The sequence below is a fragment of the Bacillus sp. D48C genome (assembly GCF_053345735.1).
Genome location: NZ_JBKFAQ010000006.1, coordinates 32518 through 48588 on the forward strand (window position 1 = coordinate 32518; position 16071 = coordinate 48588).

General features: G+C 33.6%; 21 protein-coding genes. 13 read left to right on the forward strand and 8 right to left on the reverse strand.

The features are described 5' to 3' along the window. Window positions 1-37: 37 nt before the first annotated feature. The 4 genes from ACLBXA_RS16240 (at window position 38) to ACLBXA_RS16255 (ending at window position 2869) form a co-directional block, all read left to right on the forward strand. Complete coding sequence (locus tag ACLBXA_RS16240) at window positions 38-1057, forward strand: NERD domain-containing protein (protein WP_001110282.1); 1020 nt, start codon at window positions 38-40, stop codon at window positions 1055-1057. A 23-nt stretch (window positions 1058-1080) separates the two neighbouring features. Next, window positions 1081-1629 carry a hypothetical protein gene (locus ACLBXA_RS16245; RefSeq protein WP_000943748.1) on the forward strand — a complete coding sequence of 183 codons (549 nt, stop codon included), beginning with the start codon at window positions 1081-1083 and terminating at the stop codon, window positions 1627-1629. Between the two features lie 239 nt (window positions 1630-1868). Beyond that, on the forward strand, window positions 1869-2015 hold the full coding sequence (locus tag ACLBXA_RS16250; RefSeq protein ID WP_000644411.1) for a BC1881 family protein: 147 nt from the start codon (window positions 1869-1871) through the stop codon (window positions 2013-2015). 98 nt (window positions 2016-2113) lie between these two features. After that, window positions 2114-2869, forward strand: coding sequence for a sulfite exporter TauE/SafE family protein (locus tag ACLBXA_RS16255; RefSeq protein WP_000974664.1), 756 nt, complete (start codon window positions 2114-2116; stop codon window positions 2867-2869). Window positions 2870-3236: 367 nt separating this feature from the next. On the opposite strand, the gene ACLBXA_RS16260 is transcribed toward ACLBXA_RS16255, so the two are convergent. After that, on the reverse strand, window positions 3237-3437 hold the full coding sequence (locus tag ACLBXA_RS16260; RefSeq protein WP_000625226.1) for a DUF3903 domain-containing protein: 201 nt from the start codon (window positions 3435-3437) through the stop codon (window positions 3237-3239). Between the two features lie 142 nt (window positions 3438-3579). Between ACLBXA_RS16260 and ACLBXA_RS16265 the strand changes: the two genes are divergently transcribed. After that, window positions 3580-3993: an NUDIX hydrolase gene (locus tag ACLBXA_RS16265; protein WP_000442974.1), complete on the forward strand. Its 414-nt coding sequence runs from the start codon at window positions 3580-3582 to the stop codon at window positions 3991-3993. 12 nt (window positions 3994-4005) lie between these two features. On the opposite strand, the gene ACLBXA_RS16270 is transcribed toward ACLBXA_RS16265, so the two are convergent. Both ACLBXA_RS16270 and ACLBXA_RS16275 read right to left on the reverse strand, forming a co-directional pair. After that, window positions 4006-4683 carry an LrgB family protein gene (locus tag ACLBXA_RS16270; protein ID WP_000578954.1) on the reverse strand — a complete coding sequence of 226 codons (678 nt, stop codon included), beginning with the start codon at window positions 4681-4683 and terminating at the stop codon, window positions 4006-4008. Next, complete coding sequence (locus tag ACLBXA_RS16275) at window positions 4680-5045, reverse strand: CidA/LrgA family holin-like protein (RefSeq protein ID WP_447617319.1); 366 nt, start codon at window positions 5043-5045, stop codon at window positions 4680-4682. The genes ACLBXA_RS16270 and ACLBXA_RS16275 overlap by 4 nt, the downstream gene beginning before the upstream one ends. 153 nt (window positions 5046-5198) lie before the next feature. Between ACLBXA_RS16275 and alsR the strand changes: the two genes are divergently transcribed. Beyond that, window positions 5199-6098 carry an acetoin biosynthesis transcriptional regulator AlsR gene (gene alsR, locus ACLBXA_RS16280; RefSeq protein ID WP_000423234.1) on the forward strand — a complete coding sequence of 300 codons (900 nt, stop codon included), beginning with the start codon at window positions 5199-5201 and terminating at the stop codon, window positions 6096-6098. 93 nt (window positions 6099-6191) lie between these two features. On the opposite strand, the gene ACLBXA_RS16285 is transcribed toward alsR, so the two are convergent. Further along, a complete protein-coding gene (locus ACLBXA_RS16285; RefSeq protein ID WP_001220622.1) occupies window positions 6192-6791 on the reverse strand; it encodes a hypothetical protein in 600 nt (199 codons plus the stop codon). A gap of 170 nt (window positions 6792-6961) precedes the next feature. Here ACLBXA_RS16285 and ACLBXA_RS16290 point away from each other — a divergent pair, with 170 nt between their 5' ends. The 4 genes from ACLBXA_RS16290 (at window position 6962) to ACLBXA_RS16305 (ending at window position 11139) form a co-directional block, all read left to right on the forward strand. Further along, window positions 6962-7537, forward strand: a complete 576-nt coding sequence (locus ACLBXA_RS16290) for an FtsX-like permease family protein (protein ID WP_000050614.1) — start codon at window positions 6962-6964, stop codon at window positions 7535-7537. A gap of 159 nt (window positions 7538-7696) precedes the next feature. Further along, a complete protein-coding gene (locus ACLBXA_RS16295) occupies window positions 7697-9166 on the forward strand; it encodes an RNA-guided endonuclease InsQ/TnpB family protein (protein WP_000159710.1) in 1470 nt (489 codons plus the stop codon). 124 nt (window positions 9167-9290) lie between these two features. Next, window positions 9291-10202: an ABC transporter ATP-binding protein gene (locus tag ACLBXA_RS16300; RefSeq protein WP_000180626.1), complete on the forward strand. Its 912-nt coding sequence runs from the start codon at window positions 9291-9293 to the stop codon at window positions 10200-10202. Beyond that, window positions 10195-11139 carry an ABC transporter permease gene (locus ACLBXA_RS16305; RefSeq protein WP_000482759.1) on the forward strand — a complete coding sequence of 315 codons (945 nt, stop codon included), beginning with the start codon at window positions 10195-10197 and terminating at the stop codon, window positions 11137-11139. The genes ACLBXA_RS16300 and ACLBXA_RS16305 overlap by 8 nt, the downstream gene beginning before the upstream one ends. A 47-nt stretch (window positions 11140-11186) precedes the next feature. Here the strand turns inward: ACLBXA_RS16305 and ACLBXA_RS16310 are convergent, their stop codons facing one another. Beyond that, complete coding sequence (locus ACLBXA_RS16310; protein WP_000253664.1) at window positions 11187-12332, reverse strand: M20 peptidase aminoacylase family protein; 1146 nt, start codon at window positions 12330-12332, stop codon at window positions 11187-11189. An 87-nt stretch (window positions 12333-12419) separates the two neighbouring features. Beyond that, on the reverse strand, window positions 12420-13334 hold the full coding sequence (locus ACLBXA_RS16315) for an EamA family transporter (RefSeq protein WP_000947042.1): 915 nt from the start codon (window positions 13332-13334) through the stop codon (window positions 12420-12422). Window positions 13335-13656: 322 nt separating this feature from the next. Between ACLBXA_RS16315 and ACLBXA_RS16320 the strand changes: the two genes are divergently transcribed. From ACLBXA_RS16320 to ACLBXA_RS16330, 3 genes are all read left to right on the forward strand, one after another. Then, window positions 13657-13806, forward strand: coding sequence for a peptidase T (locus tag ACLBXA_RS16320; RefSeq protein ID WP_074790237.1), 150 nt, complete (start codon window positions 13657-13659; stop codon window positions 13804-13806). Window positions 13807-13822: 16 nt separating this feature from the next. Then, entirely contained in the window at window positions 13823-14530 is a 708-nt protein-coding gene (gene ccdA / locus ACLBXA_RS16325; RefSeq protein WP_001152674.1) for a cytochrome c-type biogenesis protein CcdA, read from the forward strand. A 90-nt stretch (window positions 14531-14620) separates the two neighbouring features. Beyond that, window positions 14621-15127, forward strand: a complete 507-nt coding sequence (locus tag ACLBXA_RS16330) for a CcdC family protein (protein WP_001028640.1) — start codon at window positions 14621-14623, stop codon at window positions 15125-15127. Window positions 15128-15197: 70 nt separating this feature from the next. Here the strand turns inward: ACLBXA_RS16330 and ACLBXA_RS16335 are convergent, their stop codons facing one another. Both ACLBXA_RS16335 and ACLBXA_RS16340 read right to left on the reverse strand, forming a co-directional pair. Next, on the reverse strand, window positions 15198-15629 hold the full coding sequence (locus ACLBXA_RS16335; RefSeq protein WP_000889371.1) for a DUF2621 domain-containing protein: 432 nt from the start codon (window positions 15627-15629) through the stop codon (window positions 15198-15200). 103 nt (window positions 15630-15732) lie between these two features. Further along, a complete protein-coding gene (locus ACLBXA_RS16340) occupies window positions 15733-16029 on the reverse strand; it encodes a hypothetical protein (protein WP_000262400.1) in 297 nt (98 codons plus the stop codon). Window positions 16030-16071: the final 42 nt, after the last annotated feature.

Sequence of the window (16071 nt, forward strand, 5' to 3'; positions counted from 1 at the left end):
TAAAAAATAATCGAAAATGAAATAAAGGGGTAAAAATATGAATTATGTGCTAATAGGTGCGGTTTTAATATTATTAGCTGTAGTATTTGTGCTGTTTTATAAAAATAAACAGTTAGAATCAGAGAGTCAGCAAGTAGAATTTGAAAAGAAACAAGCGATTGAAACGTATAAAAATGAAATTGCAGCTACGGTGATAGAGCATACAGAACAACAAAATAATTTGAAAAATATGGAACAGAAAAAATACAATGATTTACAAGTAAGTGCAAATAGAGAAATTGAAAATATGCGTATGATGAAAAATCAATTAGCTGTGCAGCATAGTAAAGAACGTAGTGAAATACAAAATAAACATAATAATGAAATACATATGTTTCAAAAATTAATTGCAAATTTACGAGAATATACTAAAAACGGCGCTGAAATGAATACGTACGAAACATTACATTATATGAAGCGAGGATTCATAGAGCAAGGCATCATATTAGATGCTGAAATTCAAATCATGCCGAATGTTTTTATTAAAAATAATAGTGAAATAAACGATAATCGAATCCATCATCTCATCTTGTGCAAAACTGGTATTTATCTACTTGAGACGAAAGAATGGGAAGAGAAATTAGTTCATGGTTTAACGAAAGAAAATGCTGGTATATATTCATTTATGATTGATGAAATGGGTAAGTATCAACAAGAAGTTGAAAAAGAAGAGACATTTGAATATATAGTAGGTAAAGATTCGTCAACTATACAAGTGAAAAATGAAGGGAATCCAGTATATAAGGCGAAGAAACTATCTCAAATTTTATACAATTGTTTGAAAGAAATGCAGACTAATAGTATAAAAGAAAAGGTAAAACCAGTTGTATATTTTTATAATGAAAATGGAAAAGAAATAATAGATCTTTCTAGTGAGGAAACACCTAGATTAAAAGATCGGGAGCAAATTGTAACGTTCTTCAGAAATGAAATCTTAGCAGGGAAAATAGTATATACAGTGCAAGAATTAGAACAGATTCGAGAAATGATTAGCAGGATGAATTATATAGTGAGTTAAAAGGGGGGATCTTTCTGAGCGCTATGCTACGTGGCATTTTGTATGTCTATTTTTGTTTGTATATAGTAATGTACATTCTATTTATATTCGTCATCGATATGATCCATATGCCCTTAAGTGTAAGGAGCATTTTTGTAGTATTCATACCATTTGTTTTATTAGTCATGGTTCAAAGGGTTATTTTATATGCTTCTAAAAATCGTAATGAAGAAAAGAAGCAAATGTCTGGGGTTTTAATAGTAGCACTCATACCATTAATAGTATGCACTGTACAACTAAGTGTAAATGAATATACGTCAAAGTTTAATCAAAATAGATGGTTAAATCATGCAGAGAAACGGATACATATGGTAGATGATCTATTACAAAAATATAAATTAATAGGGAAATCAAATGAAGAAATTACACAATTGTTAGGCGCTTCAACGGACACGAGAAGTGGGGAAGAAGGAGTTATCACTTTGTATTATCTTGGGACTGAACGTGGCTTTATTCCAATAGATAGCGAACAGCTTGTTTTCCAATTTGATAGAGATGGAAAAGTCATGGAATATACGGTGCATAAAGATTAAAGAAATGTAGAGGGAAGCTATATGTTATAGCTTCTTTTTTATTTTTCAATATGTCACGGAAGGGGGAGAAGGTTTTTGAGTGGAATAAGGAATGAAAGCGGAGGTGATGCATATATATAGATGCATTGGGTGATTATTAGTCCGATTGGTGAGGGGTAATAATTAATAAGTACGGAAAAAACCCCCACTGATTAAAGTTTCATTTTATCATATTGTATAAATGAAAAGGAGGTAAGACGGTGAAAGCAATCCCGACTGATGTCCTGAGTAAAGAATTGATGGAAAGAGAAGGAGTTATCTCTATTACAGTAAAGGAATTTGAAAAGATAGAAGTAGCTGGAGTGGTGGTCGCTGGTCCAGCAGTTATTTTGATTAATCAAGATTAAGTACATATCATTGAAATAAAAAGCATCCGTCTAGGATGCTTTTTATTTGTATGTAAGGATAAATATGATGGATAATTGTGTTACTGGAGGGAAAGTCTGTGGCAATTATTATAACAATGTTAGTAATGGGTATTTTATTAGGATTTGTTGGAGCTGGAGGAGCTGGATTTATTATCGCGATACTCACTTTGGTATTCCAAATTCCTATTCATGTTGCTCTTGCAACATCTTTAACTGCAATGGCATTTACGACATTATCAGGTGTTGTAAGTCATTACCGTGAAGGCAATGTTGCACTTATTATAGGTGGGATTGTTGGGGGATTTGGCGCAATTGGCTCTTATATTGGTTCTAAATTTGGTTCACTTATACCAGCACATCTTCTTCATTGGTTTACAGCTGGGATGTTATTTTTATCGGCAATTTTTATGTTTATTAAATTAATTATGTTCCAAAAAAAAGAACAGTCGTCTTTATATAAACATAAAGAGTTTTCCGTGAAATACTTGTTGAAATGTGTATGCCTTGGATTAGTTACTGGAATGATGGCTGGTTCATTTGGGATTGGTTCTGCACCGTTTATTCAACTTGGATTAATGGTTCTATTGGGACTTACGATTCAGCAATCTGTAGGGACAACAATGCTTGTTATATTACCGATTGCAATTGGAGGCGGGCTAGGATATAGTTCGGAAGGATATTTAGATTATATATTGTTATTGCAAGTATTGATTGGGACCATGTTAGGGGCATACATTGGTGCGAAGTTTACAAATTATGCACCGCGAACGCTTTTGAGGTTTTCGATGATTATGACACCGGTTTTAGCTGGATGTATGCTATTGATGGAATAAAGTGAAATTATAATCAGCAGGGGGTTACTGCCTACAAATAGCGGGATAAAATTAATATAGCAAACTATTAATATATTTTACGAATGAATTATATAGGTAATTCATATTTCCCATATAAAAGGATTTGTTTTAATATTATGAGTGTAAAGTTCGAGTATTCGAAGTACTACTTGAATTATATCCCTATCCCTTTTCTAAAAATGCGAACAAGTTTTGCCCTATTCTATTCAATAGTTAATTGCATAGAAATATATTGTTCGATGACCATTATGGAACGTACATAATGGGAAAATCCCGATCCTTAAAGAGGATGCCCCTAATCTTCATGTGAAAATATGATCGGATATGAAAGCTGACCAATTTATGGTCAGCTTTCTTTTTGTTCGAAAATTATTTCTTCTTTAATTTCTGTTTGCAATAATACAGTTTTTCCGAAGCGACGTTTGCATTCCGCGCGCACTTTTTCAAGGGCTAGTAGCTGAGTAGTGGCGGGAACTGTGACAATAGCTTGGCGAGGTTTTCGATTTTCTTCACAAAAGACACATTCCACAACATAATTAGAAATCATATTTTCATCCTTCCAGTTTTAATTTCTAAGAAGGGATTGTCTATGAAGTTGATGTAACTTTTCGTCGTTGTTTTATTATTTTCCTCTTTTTTTCAAGGGGAAAATAATAAAGAAGGCGAATTTTAGTAGGGGAGGGATGTTTATGGAGAGATGGATAGGTAGTGCAGCGGTATGTGTAAATGAAAAAAATGAAGTTTTAATGGTATTGCAGGGCAAAGAGGGAGAAGAAAAAAGGTGGTCTGTCCCAAGTGGAGGACTTGAAAAGGGAGAGACACTAGAAGAATGTTGTATCAGGGAAGTTTGGGAAGAAACGGGTTACAATGTGGAAGTTGTAAATAAAATATATGAAAAAGAGGGTATTACATACGGAATTCCAGTGTATGTCCATTATTATTTTGTTAAACAAATAGGCGGTAATATGAAAATCCAAGATCCTGATGAGTTAATACATGAAATTGCTTGGAAAGGGATATATGAAGTTGAACAATTGTGTTTAGCTTTTCCAGAGGATTATGAATTGCTGTGCCAATATATAAATAAAGAAGCAAGTATGTAAATACTTGCTTCTTTAATGTATCCAAGACAAGAAAAGCGGAACGATAACCAAACTAGCGCCTGCTGTTAAAAGCATGGATAAACTTGCAATTGTTCCTTCCACAGGACCGATTTCGAATGCTTTTGATGTACCGGTTCCATTTGCGCTCGTTCCTAACATAATACCTTTTGCGATTGCTGTTTTAATACGGCAAATACGTATGAGAGAAGGACCGAGCAATGCTCCTGTTAAGGCAGTTAAAACGACAAATACAGCAGTTAATTGTGACATACCACCAATCATTTCTGAAATAGCCATTGCGATTGGTGTTGTTACGATATGTGGCGCTAAACTATGTTCTAGTGATGAATCAATTTGAAAATAATTTGCTAGTAGTGCTGAAGTAATGACTGATAAAAACGAACCGACAATGACATTAAGTAAGATAGCCATTCCATGTTTCTTTAATAAATCAAAGTATTTATAGATTGGCCATGCAAAAGCAACTGTTGCGGGTTTTAATAATTCAGTTAACCAGTGACCACCAGATTCATATGTTTCATAAGGTGTATCTAATCCGAGCAATAAAGCAATTAAAATAATGGGACAGACGAGAAGAGGAGAAAGTAGACTCCAATTCCAGCGTTGATACATTTTTTTTGATATCCAATATGTGAATAGTGTTAATAGTAAACAAAGAAATCCGATCATTGCGTTGGTCCTTTCCGCTTTAGTAGCAATTCTGTTAAAAGTCCTGTAACTAAGGTAACGCAAAGAGTGCTAATCATAATAATTAAAATGAGATCGATTCCATATTGTGTTAGTGTATCTCTGTAACGTATGACAGCGACTGCAGAAGGGATGAAAAATAAAATAAGTTCTTTTAATAAAAAATCTGCTCCGTCCTGTATCCATTCTTTTTTAACTAGGTTAAATTTTAATGAAATTAATAATAAAAAAATACCGATTATACTTCCTGGAACTGGGAGGTGTGCCTGTTTTGCAATCCATTCACCTGTCCAAGCGAAACAAAATAGTAACAAAATTTGTCCGCTTAACTTCCACCATTTCATACAGTAACCACCTCTTTCTTTTTTTACATAAAAATTGTAAAAAAGAATTAACAATTTCTACTATACGTTCATTCAAAATATTTGTCTAATATATAAATTATATGTTATTAATATATTAGACATATTAATCGAAAGTGAAAAGGGTGTCCAAAAATGGAATTACGGCATTTGCAATATTTTGTTGTTGTGGCAGAAGAGTTACACTTTGGACGGGCGGCTGCTCGTTTACAAATGACACAGCCACCACTTAGTCAACAAATACAGCAATTAGAAAAAGAAATGGGAGTTACATTATTTTCAAGAACGAAAAGAAAGGTTGAACTAACAGAAGCAGGAGAAATGTTTTTAAAAGAAGTAAAAAAAGCGTTTGAACAAATTGAAAAAGCAGTAGAAGTTGCACAAAGTGCGCAAAGGGGAGAAGTGGGATCACTTTCAATTGGTTTTGTAGGTGCAGCGATATACGATATTTTACCATCAATTGTTAGGGAATATAGAAAGAAATTTCCGAGAGTGTCTGTTGCATTACATGAATTGTCAACACCAGATCAAGTTCATGCACTTCATGATAACCGTATTGATATTGGCTTTTTACGTCCGCCAATTCCAACACAATTATTAGAATTAGAGCCAATTCAAAGGTTATCTTGCACCTTATGTTTACCAAAGGCACATCCGCTTGCAGAGAAAGATGAAATACATATAGAAGATTTACGAGATGAGCCGTTTGTATTTATTACGAGACCAGTATGGCCAGCTTTATATGATACAATTTTATCTCTTTGCAGAGAAGTTGGATTTAGTCCGCGTATTGTACAAGAAGCAACAGAGTATCAAACAGTTATGGGGCTTGTAGCAGCAGGAATTGGAATTACAGTAATACCCGTGTCGGCAAATAAGTTATATAAAACAGAAGTTGTATATAAAGAGTTATATGATTCTAATTTTGTTGCAGAAATGTCAGTGGCTTACAAAAAAATGAATAGTAATCCAGAGCTACTAGAGTTTTTAAAAATTGCAAGAGAGAAGAAAAGAATAGAAGTAGAAGATGAGTAATAGTAGTAACAGAAAATGGATTTAATTCAGATTCATAAAAGTACACCTTATTAAACAATAAAGCGGAAATGCAACTTAAGTTGCATTTCCGCTTTATTGTTCTTTTTTTAGCTCGATACTAAATAGATAAACGTGTTCATTTTCTTTTAAGAGTAGATCAATGCCTGTTTCTTCATCAATGATAGGAACGATTACAGTTTCTTTACTGGTTTGGATTACAGCAGCTAAAATCGTTTTTTGATTGTATTTTAAATTTTTTATAGATTGGATTGTAGTAGTTGCAGAGCTATTTACGATTGGTGGCGCTTCTTCAGGAACAAGTGTTGCACCACCATTAATATTAATATACCATTGCCCTTTTTCTGGTACATCTTCATTAAAGTAGGGGTATGGCGATATGAAAGAGAGTTTTATTTTCTTTTCTAGAAAATGTGAGGTAGCAATGTAAGCAATTTCTTTTGTTTTTTTACCATTGTTATAATAATCAATTGTAGCATTTATTTCATCTTTATCATTTTTAAGCGTAATGTTATAAAACATGCTATTTCCTTCTTGAAAAGGAGTCATTTGTAAAATAGAAGCTTGCTCTTTTGTTAATTTGTATGGCTCAACAATGGCAACTTCATTGTTTTTTAGTGGGCTACAACTTGTGAGTAATAATAAAGACAAGATTGATAGTAATTTTATACGCATGCAATCTCCTCCTTTTTACAATTATATTCTAAATGTGATTTTTTTATCATTTCGTTTTCTAGGACTAAAGACTTAGAAGAAATTCCGATTGTAGTGCGATGTTTAAAATGTCATATTTTTATACACTAGTAGTATAGAATGCGTATGTAATAAGGTAGGGGAAGAATTTTATGTCTTTATGTCGGCTAGCGAGAAAAAATATTAGAACATTTGCTACCAAAAGGATGAAGCAATTTATTTGGATTGCTATGAGTACTATGATTTTGTTTTTTATGATATCGTTACAATTTAATGAAGGAGCCATTTGGAAAGTAGGGGATACATTTGTATTTCAAATGTATTTTTACACGCTGTTTATTGTACTAATTTTCATATGTATTTTTACTACATATCAAATGATGTACTCCCTTTTGCATGTGAGGAGAGAGGAGTTTACATCTTATGTAGCAGAAAATATGAAAAGAAAAGAAGTGCTATGTTTATTATTTCAGGAGCAATTATTCATTTATGGAGCAGCATTTGTTTTCGGATTAATTAATGGGATGCTATTTTTAAAATTATTTACGGTTATCTTTATGAAAATCGCAGGGATACAAGGAGTAAATAGTGCGCCAATTACAATATATGCAATAGTAGTAGTGAGTATAATTATGATTGTTATCCTTCTATTATCGATGGTGCAATGTTTTCGATTTGTTCAAAGTTTACAAGATAAAAATTCGTTGCATTTCAAGAAAAAGGCATGAGAAATCATGCCTTTTTCTTGAAATGCCTTTTGAGAGGACTCCCACCTCTAAACGTAAATGAAGGTGGTGAGGTGAATCGAAAGAAATATTTTATTTTCAAGAAAAACAGAAACGTACGTTCTTTTTTGCTATAATATCCTTAACAAGGAGGTGAATAAAATGACAAAGGAAAATCCATCAAACTATAAAACTCTTCAAATTTGGATTAAAAAAGGGCATCGTATGTATTCTTATTTTCAAGAATGTTGTCATAACGCTAAGAATATGTATAACACCACAAACTTTTATATACGCCAGGTGTACACTGGATTAACACAAGAAAAAGAGTTGCAGCCTTTGCAAAAAGAAGTTCTGGATAATATTCATAAAAATATTGATAAGATGAATGACACACAACTTCTTGCCTATCGGAAGAAATTGAAAAAAGAGAAATTAAAGCCTAAAGAAGAACAGAAAGAGATTACATGTAATTTGTTTTCAGAACCTAATTTTGAAAAACCTTATGTAGATTACAACTTTCTAGATGCACTATTTAAGGCTATGATTCAAAATGATTATCGAGCTTTGCCTACGCAATGTAGCCAGTCCATCATGAAGGGTTTGTTCCAAAATTGGAAATCTTTTTTTGCTAGTTTAAAAGACTATAAAAAGAATCCAAACAAATATGCTGGAACGCCTAGGATTCCAAAGTATATTCGTTCTTCTGAAAAAGAGATTCTGTATACAAACCAAGATTGTATCATTAAAAACGGTAGATTTTTAAAGTTTCCAAAGACGAAATTACAATTAAATATTGGGAAACTAGGTTTCACTGAAGGTAAACTGAAACAAGTTCGTGTGATTCCAAAATACAATGAATATGTAGTGGAATTGGTAATTGATGTTCCTTCTGAACAACAAATGATTGAAGAGAATGCTCGTTATATGAGTATTGATTTAGGGATTGATAACCTTGCAACCATCGTAACAAACACAGGTATGAAACCTGTCCTTGTTAAGGGCAAACATGTCAAAAGCATAAATCAATATTACAACAAAATGAAGAGTCATTTTACAAGCATTCTTAGAAATGGAAAACAAACGAATGAAGGACCTTTTACTTCTAAAAGGATAGAAAAACTTCATCAAAAACGTTACTTGAAAATAAAAGACGTCTTCCATAAAGTTAGTCACCATATCGTAAAACTAGCTCAAGAAGAAGAAGTTTGTAAAATCGTTATTGGTCAAAACAAAAGTTGGAAACAAGAAACGAATATGGGAAAAAGAAATAACCAATCGTTTTGTCATATCCCGCACAATTTACTGATTCAAATGATTACATACAAAGCAAATGCTGTAGGCATTCAAGTTGTTGTAACTGAAGAATCATATACATCGAAAGCAAGTTTTCTGGATAACGACTTCATTCCAACGTATGGAGAAAATGACCAAAATACAACTTTTTCAGGAAAACGAATAGAGCGCGGCATATATCGTTCAGCAAATAAAACTTTAATTAATGCTGATGTAAATGCTGCGGCTAACATTTTACGAAAAGTAATCCCAAATGCATGGACAAATGGGATAGAGGGGTTAGGCGTGAAACAGCTCGCTAATGTGTTAACTCCTCTGACGTTAATCGTCCGTTAGGTCGAAACGTTAGAAACCCCCACTTCAAGCTTTGCTAAGTGGGGGAGTGTTCATTTTACACATAAAAATAATCATGTTACAGTGAAAAGACCTGACAAAGAATGGGAAGGAAAGGTTGTATAGAATGACAAATGAACAATCAATTGTAAAAGTCGATCGGTTAACGAAGCGAATTGGCTCAAAGACACTTGTACAAAATATTAGTTTTGAAGTGAAAAAAGGCGAGGTTGTCGGTTTACTCGGACCAAACGGTGCTGGAAAAACGACTTTAATGAGAATGATGGTTGGTATGATCCGTATGACAGAAGGTGAAGTATGGATTGATGGTCAATCTGTGAAACAGCAATTTGAAAAAACCGCTGCGAAAATTGGGGCGGTAATTGAGACACCCGAATTTTATCCTTTTTTGAGCGGGTATGAAAATTTAACATATTTCGGACGAATGAATGGTAATGTGACCGAAGAACGTATCGATGAAGTAGTGAAATTGTTAGGAATGGGACAAGTAATTAATCGTAAAGTAAAAGCATATTCACTTGGCATGAGACAACGTTTAGGAATCGCTCAGGCGCTTATTCACGATCCGGATGTGTTGGTACTAGATGAACCGACGAATGGATTAGACCCTAGTGGAATACATGAAATGAGAATGTACATAAAAAAAATTGCACATGAACAAGGAAAAGCTGTACTTGTATCGAGTCACTTACTTTCAGAAGTTGAATTAATGTGTGACAGAGTTATCATTATTCAGCACGGGGAATATGTGGCTACGCAAAACATTCAGCATAGTCAAAGTGAAGAGATGGAGACGATCCGTATACGTGTAGATGATGCGAATAAAGCAGCGGAAATGTTAGGGCATGATGTTTTAGTAAAAGATAATGAATTAATTATTAACGTAAAAGATGAAGAAATCCCAAATGTTATTCGTACATTGCTTGAGAAAAACATTCAAGTGTATCGTGTATATGAAGAAAGAAAAACGTTAGAAGAGCAATTTTTAGAATTAACAGGGGGAAAAGATATTGTTTAATTTAGTATATAACGAACTGTATAAAATATTTAAGCGGAAGCGAACGATTATTCCATTTGCGGTTATTGCAGTATTAATAATCGGATTAGGGTGGGTTACGGTAAAGTATTTTGAACCGGAAACAAAAGGATGGAAAGTAGATTATACAGAACGTACTGTAGAAATTGAGAAAAAGCTTGGCATGAAAAAAGAAGCTATTTTAGCAGAAAAATCAGGGGATGAGCTTGTAAAAGAATACCAGCTTAAGATGAAGCATTTAGATACGGATACAGCACCGGCAAGCAGTTCTCCACTTTCTTTCATGAGAGATACAGGTTTTATCGTATTTCCAATTTTGCTCCCATTTATCCTCGTGTATGCAAGTACAATTTTTGCGAATGAATATAGCTGGGGAACATATAAATTTTTAACAATCCGTCCGGCGAGTCGATTTAAAATTTTAACAGCAAAGTTTTTAGCAATCGTTATATTTGCAGCTTTATTGTTTATATTTAATATGATTTTCTCCGCTTTATGTGGACTTGTTATTTATAAATTCCAACAGCCTGCATGGAGTGAGTTTATTTTCCAAGATGGAAATATAATAAAACAAAATATTTTTGTGGAAGCAAGTAAATATTATGTTTTATCGTGGTTACCAACGGTTGTGTATGCATCGTTTGCATTTATGATTTCTGTGTTAACGAGATCTAGTGGAGGTGCAATTGGTATTTCACTATTCCTTGCTTTATCAGGCAATATTGCGTTATTAGCAGCCACTAGATATAACTGGGCGAAATATTTATTGCCAGCAAACACAGATTTATATAGTATTTCAAAGAATGGAAGTTTTATTGATGGAGTAACATTCCCGTTTGCATCATGTATGTTACTACTTTATTTGTTCGTATTTTTATGTATTTCATATACTGTGTTTTTAAAACGTGATTTAACTTAATAAGAAAAGCCGTTCAGGGTGCTGAGATGCACTTTGAACGGCTTTTTTTATGAGAATTGTTTAAGTGCTCTTTCGGCTAGTAAAGCAAAGTATTCGGCACTTATAGGCAGTGCCTCTTCATTAATTGTAAAAGCAGGATGATGCCATTCATGTGTACCGCTCGTTCCCATAAAGACGAATGAACCTGGTATTTCCTGTTGGTAAAATGAAAAATCTTCTCCAGCCATTGACGGACTAGGCGAGATGATATTAAGATTCATCTTTGTGGCAACGTGAGTAGATAAGTCTGTAAGAGCTTTATCGTTGTGAACAGCAGGAGGACCTGAATAAAAACGAAATTCCGTTTTTACACCTAATGCATCAGATACACCTTTAATAATACGCTCCATGAGTGCTGGGATCTTTTCACGTGTTTCAGCTTGGAACGTGCGAATAGTTCCTTCTAACGTAGCTTTTGCAGGAATCACGTTCCACGTATTTCCCGCATGAATATTTGTAACACTAACAACTGCATTATGAGATGAACTTATATTTCGGCTTACAATTGTTTGCAGTGCCATCACAATTTGAGAGGATGCGACAATAGGATCTACGCCAGCATCTGGTACAGCCGCGTGTGTACCAACTCCGTGAATTTCAATTTCAAATCGATCAACTCCGGCCATCAGTGGACCATCTTTAATGCCAATTGTACCTACTGATAAATCAGGTTTATTATGCATGCCGAAAATCGCTTGCACATTACGTAAATGTCCAGCATTAATAACTTTGCAAGCGCCATTACTACTTTCTTCAGCTGGTTGGAATATGAAGCGAACCGTTCCATTTAGGGAAGATTCTCTTTCTTTTAATAAGAAAGCAGTACCTAAAATAGCAGCTGTATGAAAATCGTGTCCACAAGCATGCATTTTCCCTGGTACTTTAGATGCATAGGACAAATGTGTTTCTTCTTGAATAGGAAGGGCATCAATATCAGCACGAACTGCTACAATTGGTCCGTTTTTATTACCAGACACTTCAGCGATAATTCCTGTTTCTAAATTGGAATCAATGATAGTAATGTTTTTTTCTTCTAACCAATTTTTTATTGCTTTTGTTGTTTCGAACTCTTCATATGATAGTTCTGGATACTCATGTAAATGTCGACGGATGGAAATAAGTTTTTCTTTTAGTTGATTTGAAATAGATACCATGTAGTATGCCTTCTTTCTTCAGCAAAATCTTTACTATAAGTATACAACAATAAAAGAGAGGATTTTCAAATGAAAATCCTCTCTCGTTCATGCTGCTATTTTTTTATGCGTATGATGTTTACGATAACGTCCGCGTCCACGCATTGCGTATGCAATTTGCGGGATTGCAATCCCGATTAAAATAAGTGATACACCGAACCATTGTGAAGATAGTACAGCCTCTTTTAAAACGAATACTGACATAATTGTTGTAACCGGTAGTTCCGCTGCACCAAGAATAGTCGCTAAGCCAGAACCGATTTTTGGAATTCCGATTGTAAAGGCAATAGATGGAATTACGATACTAAATGTTCCTAATCCTAAACCGTATTTCCAAAGACCTTGAGAAATGGCACCATTAAAAATAAATGTTGGTGGAAATACAATCATGACTAAAGTTAAAGCACCAGTCATTAAGAGAACACCGCGCGGTAATGAAGGTACTTCAACAGCAACTTTTCCGCTCACGAAAATGTATGTTGCGAATGTAACAGCAGATAATAAACCTAAAATGATTCCAGTCGTATCGAAAGCACCTGCTGATTGTTCTAGTAAACCACTGGATAAAAATGTCCCTACAAGTAAGAAAATAACAGAAATAACTTTTTCTCTTGAAGGTAATGTTTTTGTTGCGACTGCTTCAATGATAATTCCGACCCAAACGAATTGGAATAAAAGAATAATTGCAATAGAAGCTGGTACAGTTTTTAATGAAGCATAATAAAAAATTCCGGTAAAACTTGCAGATGTTCCTGCAACGAATAAAAGTAATGCTTGCTTTAAAGGAACGCGATGTCTAGAAAATAGAAGTGTAATAGCAAGCAAAATAATCCAACCGAACAAATATTGGCTGCCAATTACTTCTCCAAGTGAAAATCCTTCTGCATATGCAAGCTTAACAAAAATAGCTAAAATTCCATAACTACACGCTCCTAATAAAACTAAAAGAGAATAACGAAGCATGAAAAATTCCTCCCATCTATATGAAGTTGTTCCGTATCGAAAATATATAACTAGAGGGAAGTATACAAAATTAGAAATAAAGGGTCAAATGAAAGAAAAGTATGACATTTTATAGAATAATAATAAAAGTATGATATTTATGCATAATCTTGAAATTATTAATAGTAGAAGTATTATAAAATCAACTTTGCATTGTATAGAGACAGCATTTGAAAAAAATATTTTTTAAACCAATATGTAAATAGGCGTACTAGTAGCGTGCTAATTATTTGAGAAACTATGTTACCTTTGTTATGTTAATAACAATTAAAGGAGTTTTATAATCCATTTGAGTTTTTTCTATATAATAGAAGGAAATGAAAACGTTTTATTAGAAACTGTGGGGAAGTGTGGTTTTTCTTATTGCCACGTTGTAAAAGTGATTTCACGAATTGTTCATAGTATTTTTATGTGTTTTTGTTACAATATTTAGGGAGAGGAGTGGAATGATGCAAGATATTAGTATTTTTTTAGCGTTTGGCGCCGGGTTCTTATCATTTATTTCCCCATGTTGCTTACCGCTTTATCCGGCATTTTTATCGTACATAACAGGTATGTCGGTTTCTGAATTGAAAGAAGAAAATGCAATGCTTCGCAAAAGAAGTATGATACATACAGCGTTTTTCTTACTTGGATTTTCAATTATATTTATTGCAATTGGATTTGGTACAAGTTTTATTGGAGGAATCTTTACTGACTATAAAGATTTAATCAGACAGTTAGGTGGTATCTTTATCATCGTGTTCGGCTTAATTATTGTCGGGGTGTTTAAGCCGAAATTTTTAATGCAAGACCGTAAATTTACATTTAAAAATCGTCCAAGTGGCTATTTTGGATCAGTACTAATTGGATTAGCCTTTGCAGCAGGATGGACGCCATGTACCGGACCAATTCTAGTGTCCGTAATTGGATTAGCAGCAACAAACCCAGAATCTGCAATGATTTACATGATTGCTTACATACTTGGATTTGCTATCCCGTTTTTCGTACTGTCATTCTTTATTACGAAAATGTCTTGGATTAAAAGAAATAGTATGGCCTTCATGAAAATCGGAGGATATATTATGATTGTTATGGGTGTCTTCTTATACTTTAACTGGATGACGAAAATTATCGTATATTTCTCAAGTTTATTTGGTGGTTTTACCGGTTTTTAGTATTATTCTGCGAAAATGTTGGAAATACTAACGGAAAAGCATATAATGAAAGTATATTTTGCATATAGCCACAAAAAAGGATGAGAAAATATGAACATAGTTGTTTTATCCAGTATCGTTGCTGTTTGTATGGCTGTCGGTGCGATGTTTATTCGTTTAAAAGCAGCTAAGAAACCTGCAACATTGAAAAAAATTATACTTCCACCATTTTTTATGAGTACGGGCGCATTGATGTATGTTTTTCCTGAATTTCGATTAACTCCAGCAGAAATGTTAGAAGCAATTGGTGTCGGTTTGATTTTCTCTATTTTTCTTATTAAAACATCTAAATTTGAAATTAGAGGACAAGAGATTTATTTGAAGCGTTCAAAAGCCTTTGTTTTTATATTAATTGGATTACTTGTAGTGCGGATTGTATTTAAAACATACTTAAGCCAATCTCTTGATTTAGGACAACTTAGTGGCATGTTCTTCTTACTTGCGTTTGCGATGATTGTGTCATGGAGAATTGCAATGTATCGTTCCTTTACGAAATTACAGAAGGAAATGGAAAAAGAAGATGGTTTTTATAATGAAAAAGATATGAAGCTAACTTAAAAACTGTATATGTACCAAATAAAAAGACAGCGTCAAAGGCGCTGTCTTTTTTATCGAAAATAATATGAAGTTACTTTGCGAGTAAAGATTGATAGTTAGAATAATCAATCTTTTTTTCTTGTAGTTTTTTAATTAAAAATTTATGATCACGCTTTGGTGTGGCAATGATATATCCTTTAATAATTAAGTCTTGTGTAATTTGAGAGGCATTTTCTTGTAATGCAAGTTCCCCAATTTTGCCAGCGATTTTTGATTTTGCAACATCGCGAAATAGTTCTGGAACAGGACTTACAAGCTCTTCTAACAATTGTTTTTGTTCGTCAGCCCATAAATGTCTCGTTTTATTTATGTAGTGTTCTTCCCAATCCAAAATGGACATGCCGTCTTCTTTTGGTAATCGTTTTAAAAATTTTCTGAACATAAAGTATCCACCGATAGACATAAGTCCTAATAAAATAACCGTCCATAATACAATGAACCAACTGAACCATCCTTCGAGCAAGCATATCCCCCCTTAATGATTACGGTTTTCTTTTATTCATATTATATACAGTGAGATTAATAGAAAGCAAGAACGCTTGGTCAAAATGACCAAGCGTTATAGTTTAAACGAAGTATAGTTGTTCAACACATAAATTATTATTATCGTCTTCAACATACTCAATAATAAGTGTGCCAACTTTACGATCTTTATCTTCAGTTGTGAAAATAGAGTAAGAAGTAAAACGTGTTTTTGATAGGCCGCTTATATGTGTAGGTAAAGAAATGTAGTCGTTATCGCGGAAGAATTCCATCAGTTCAATATCCTCAAATTCTTTTCGGTCAACTTGTTTGTTTGTATAGCGGCGTTGAAGTTGTTTTAAAGATTCATTCCAAGAAATTGCTTTTGTGTCGTATACCATTGTTCTATCTCCTTACTGTATGTAATTATTAAGAACATACGT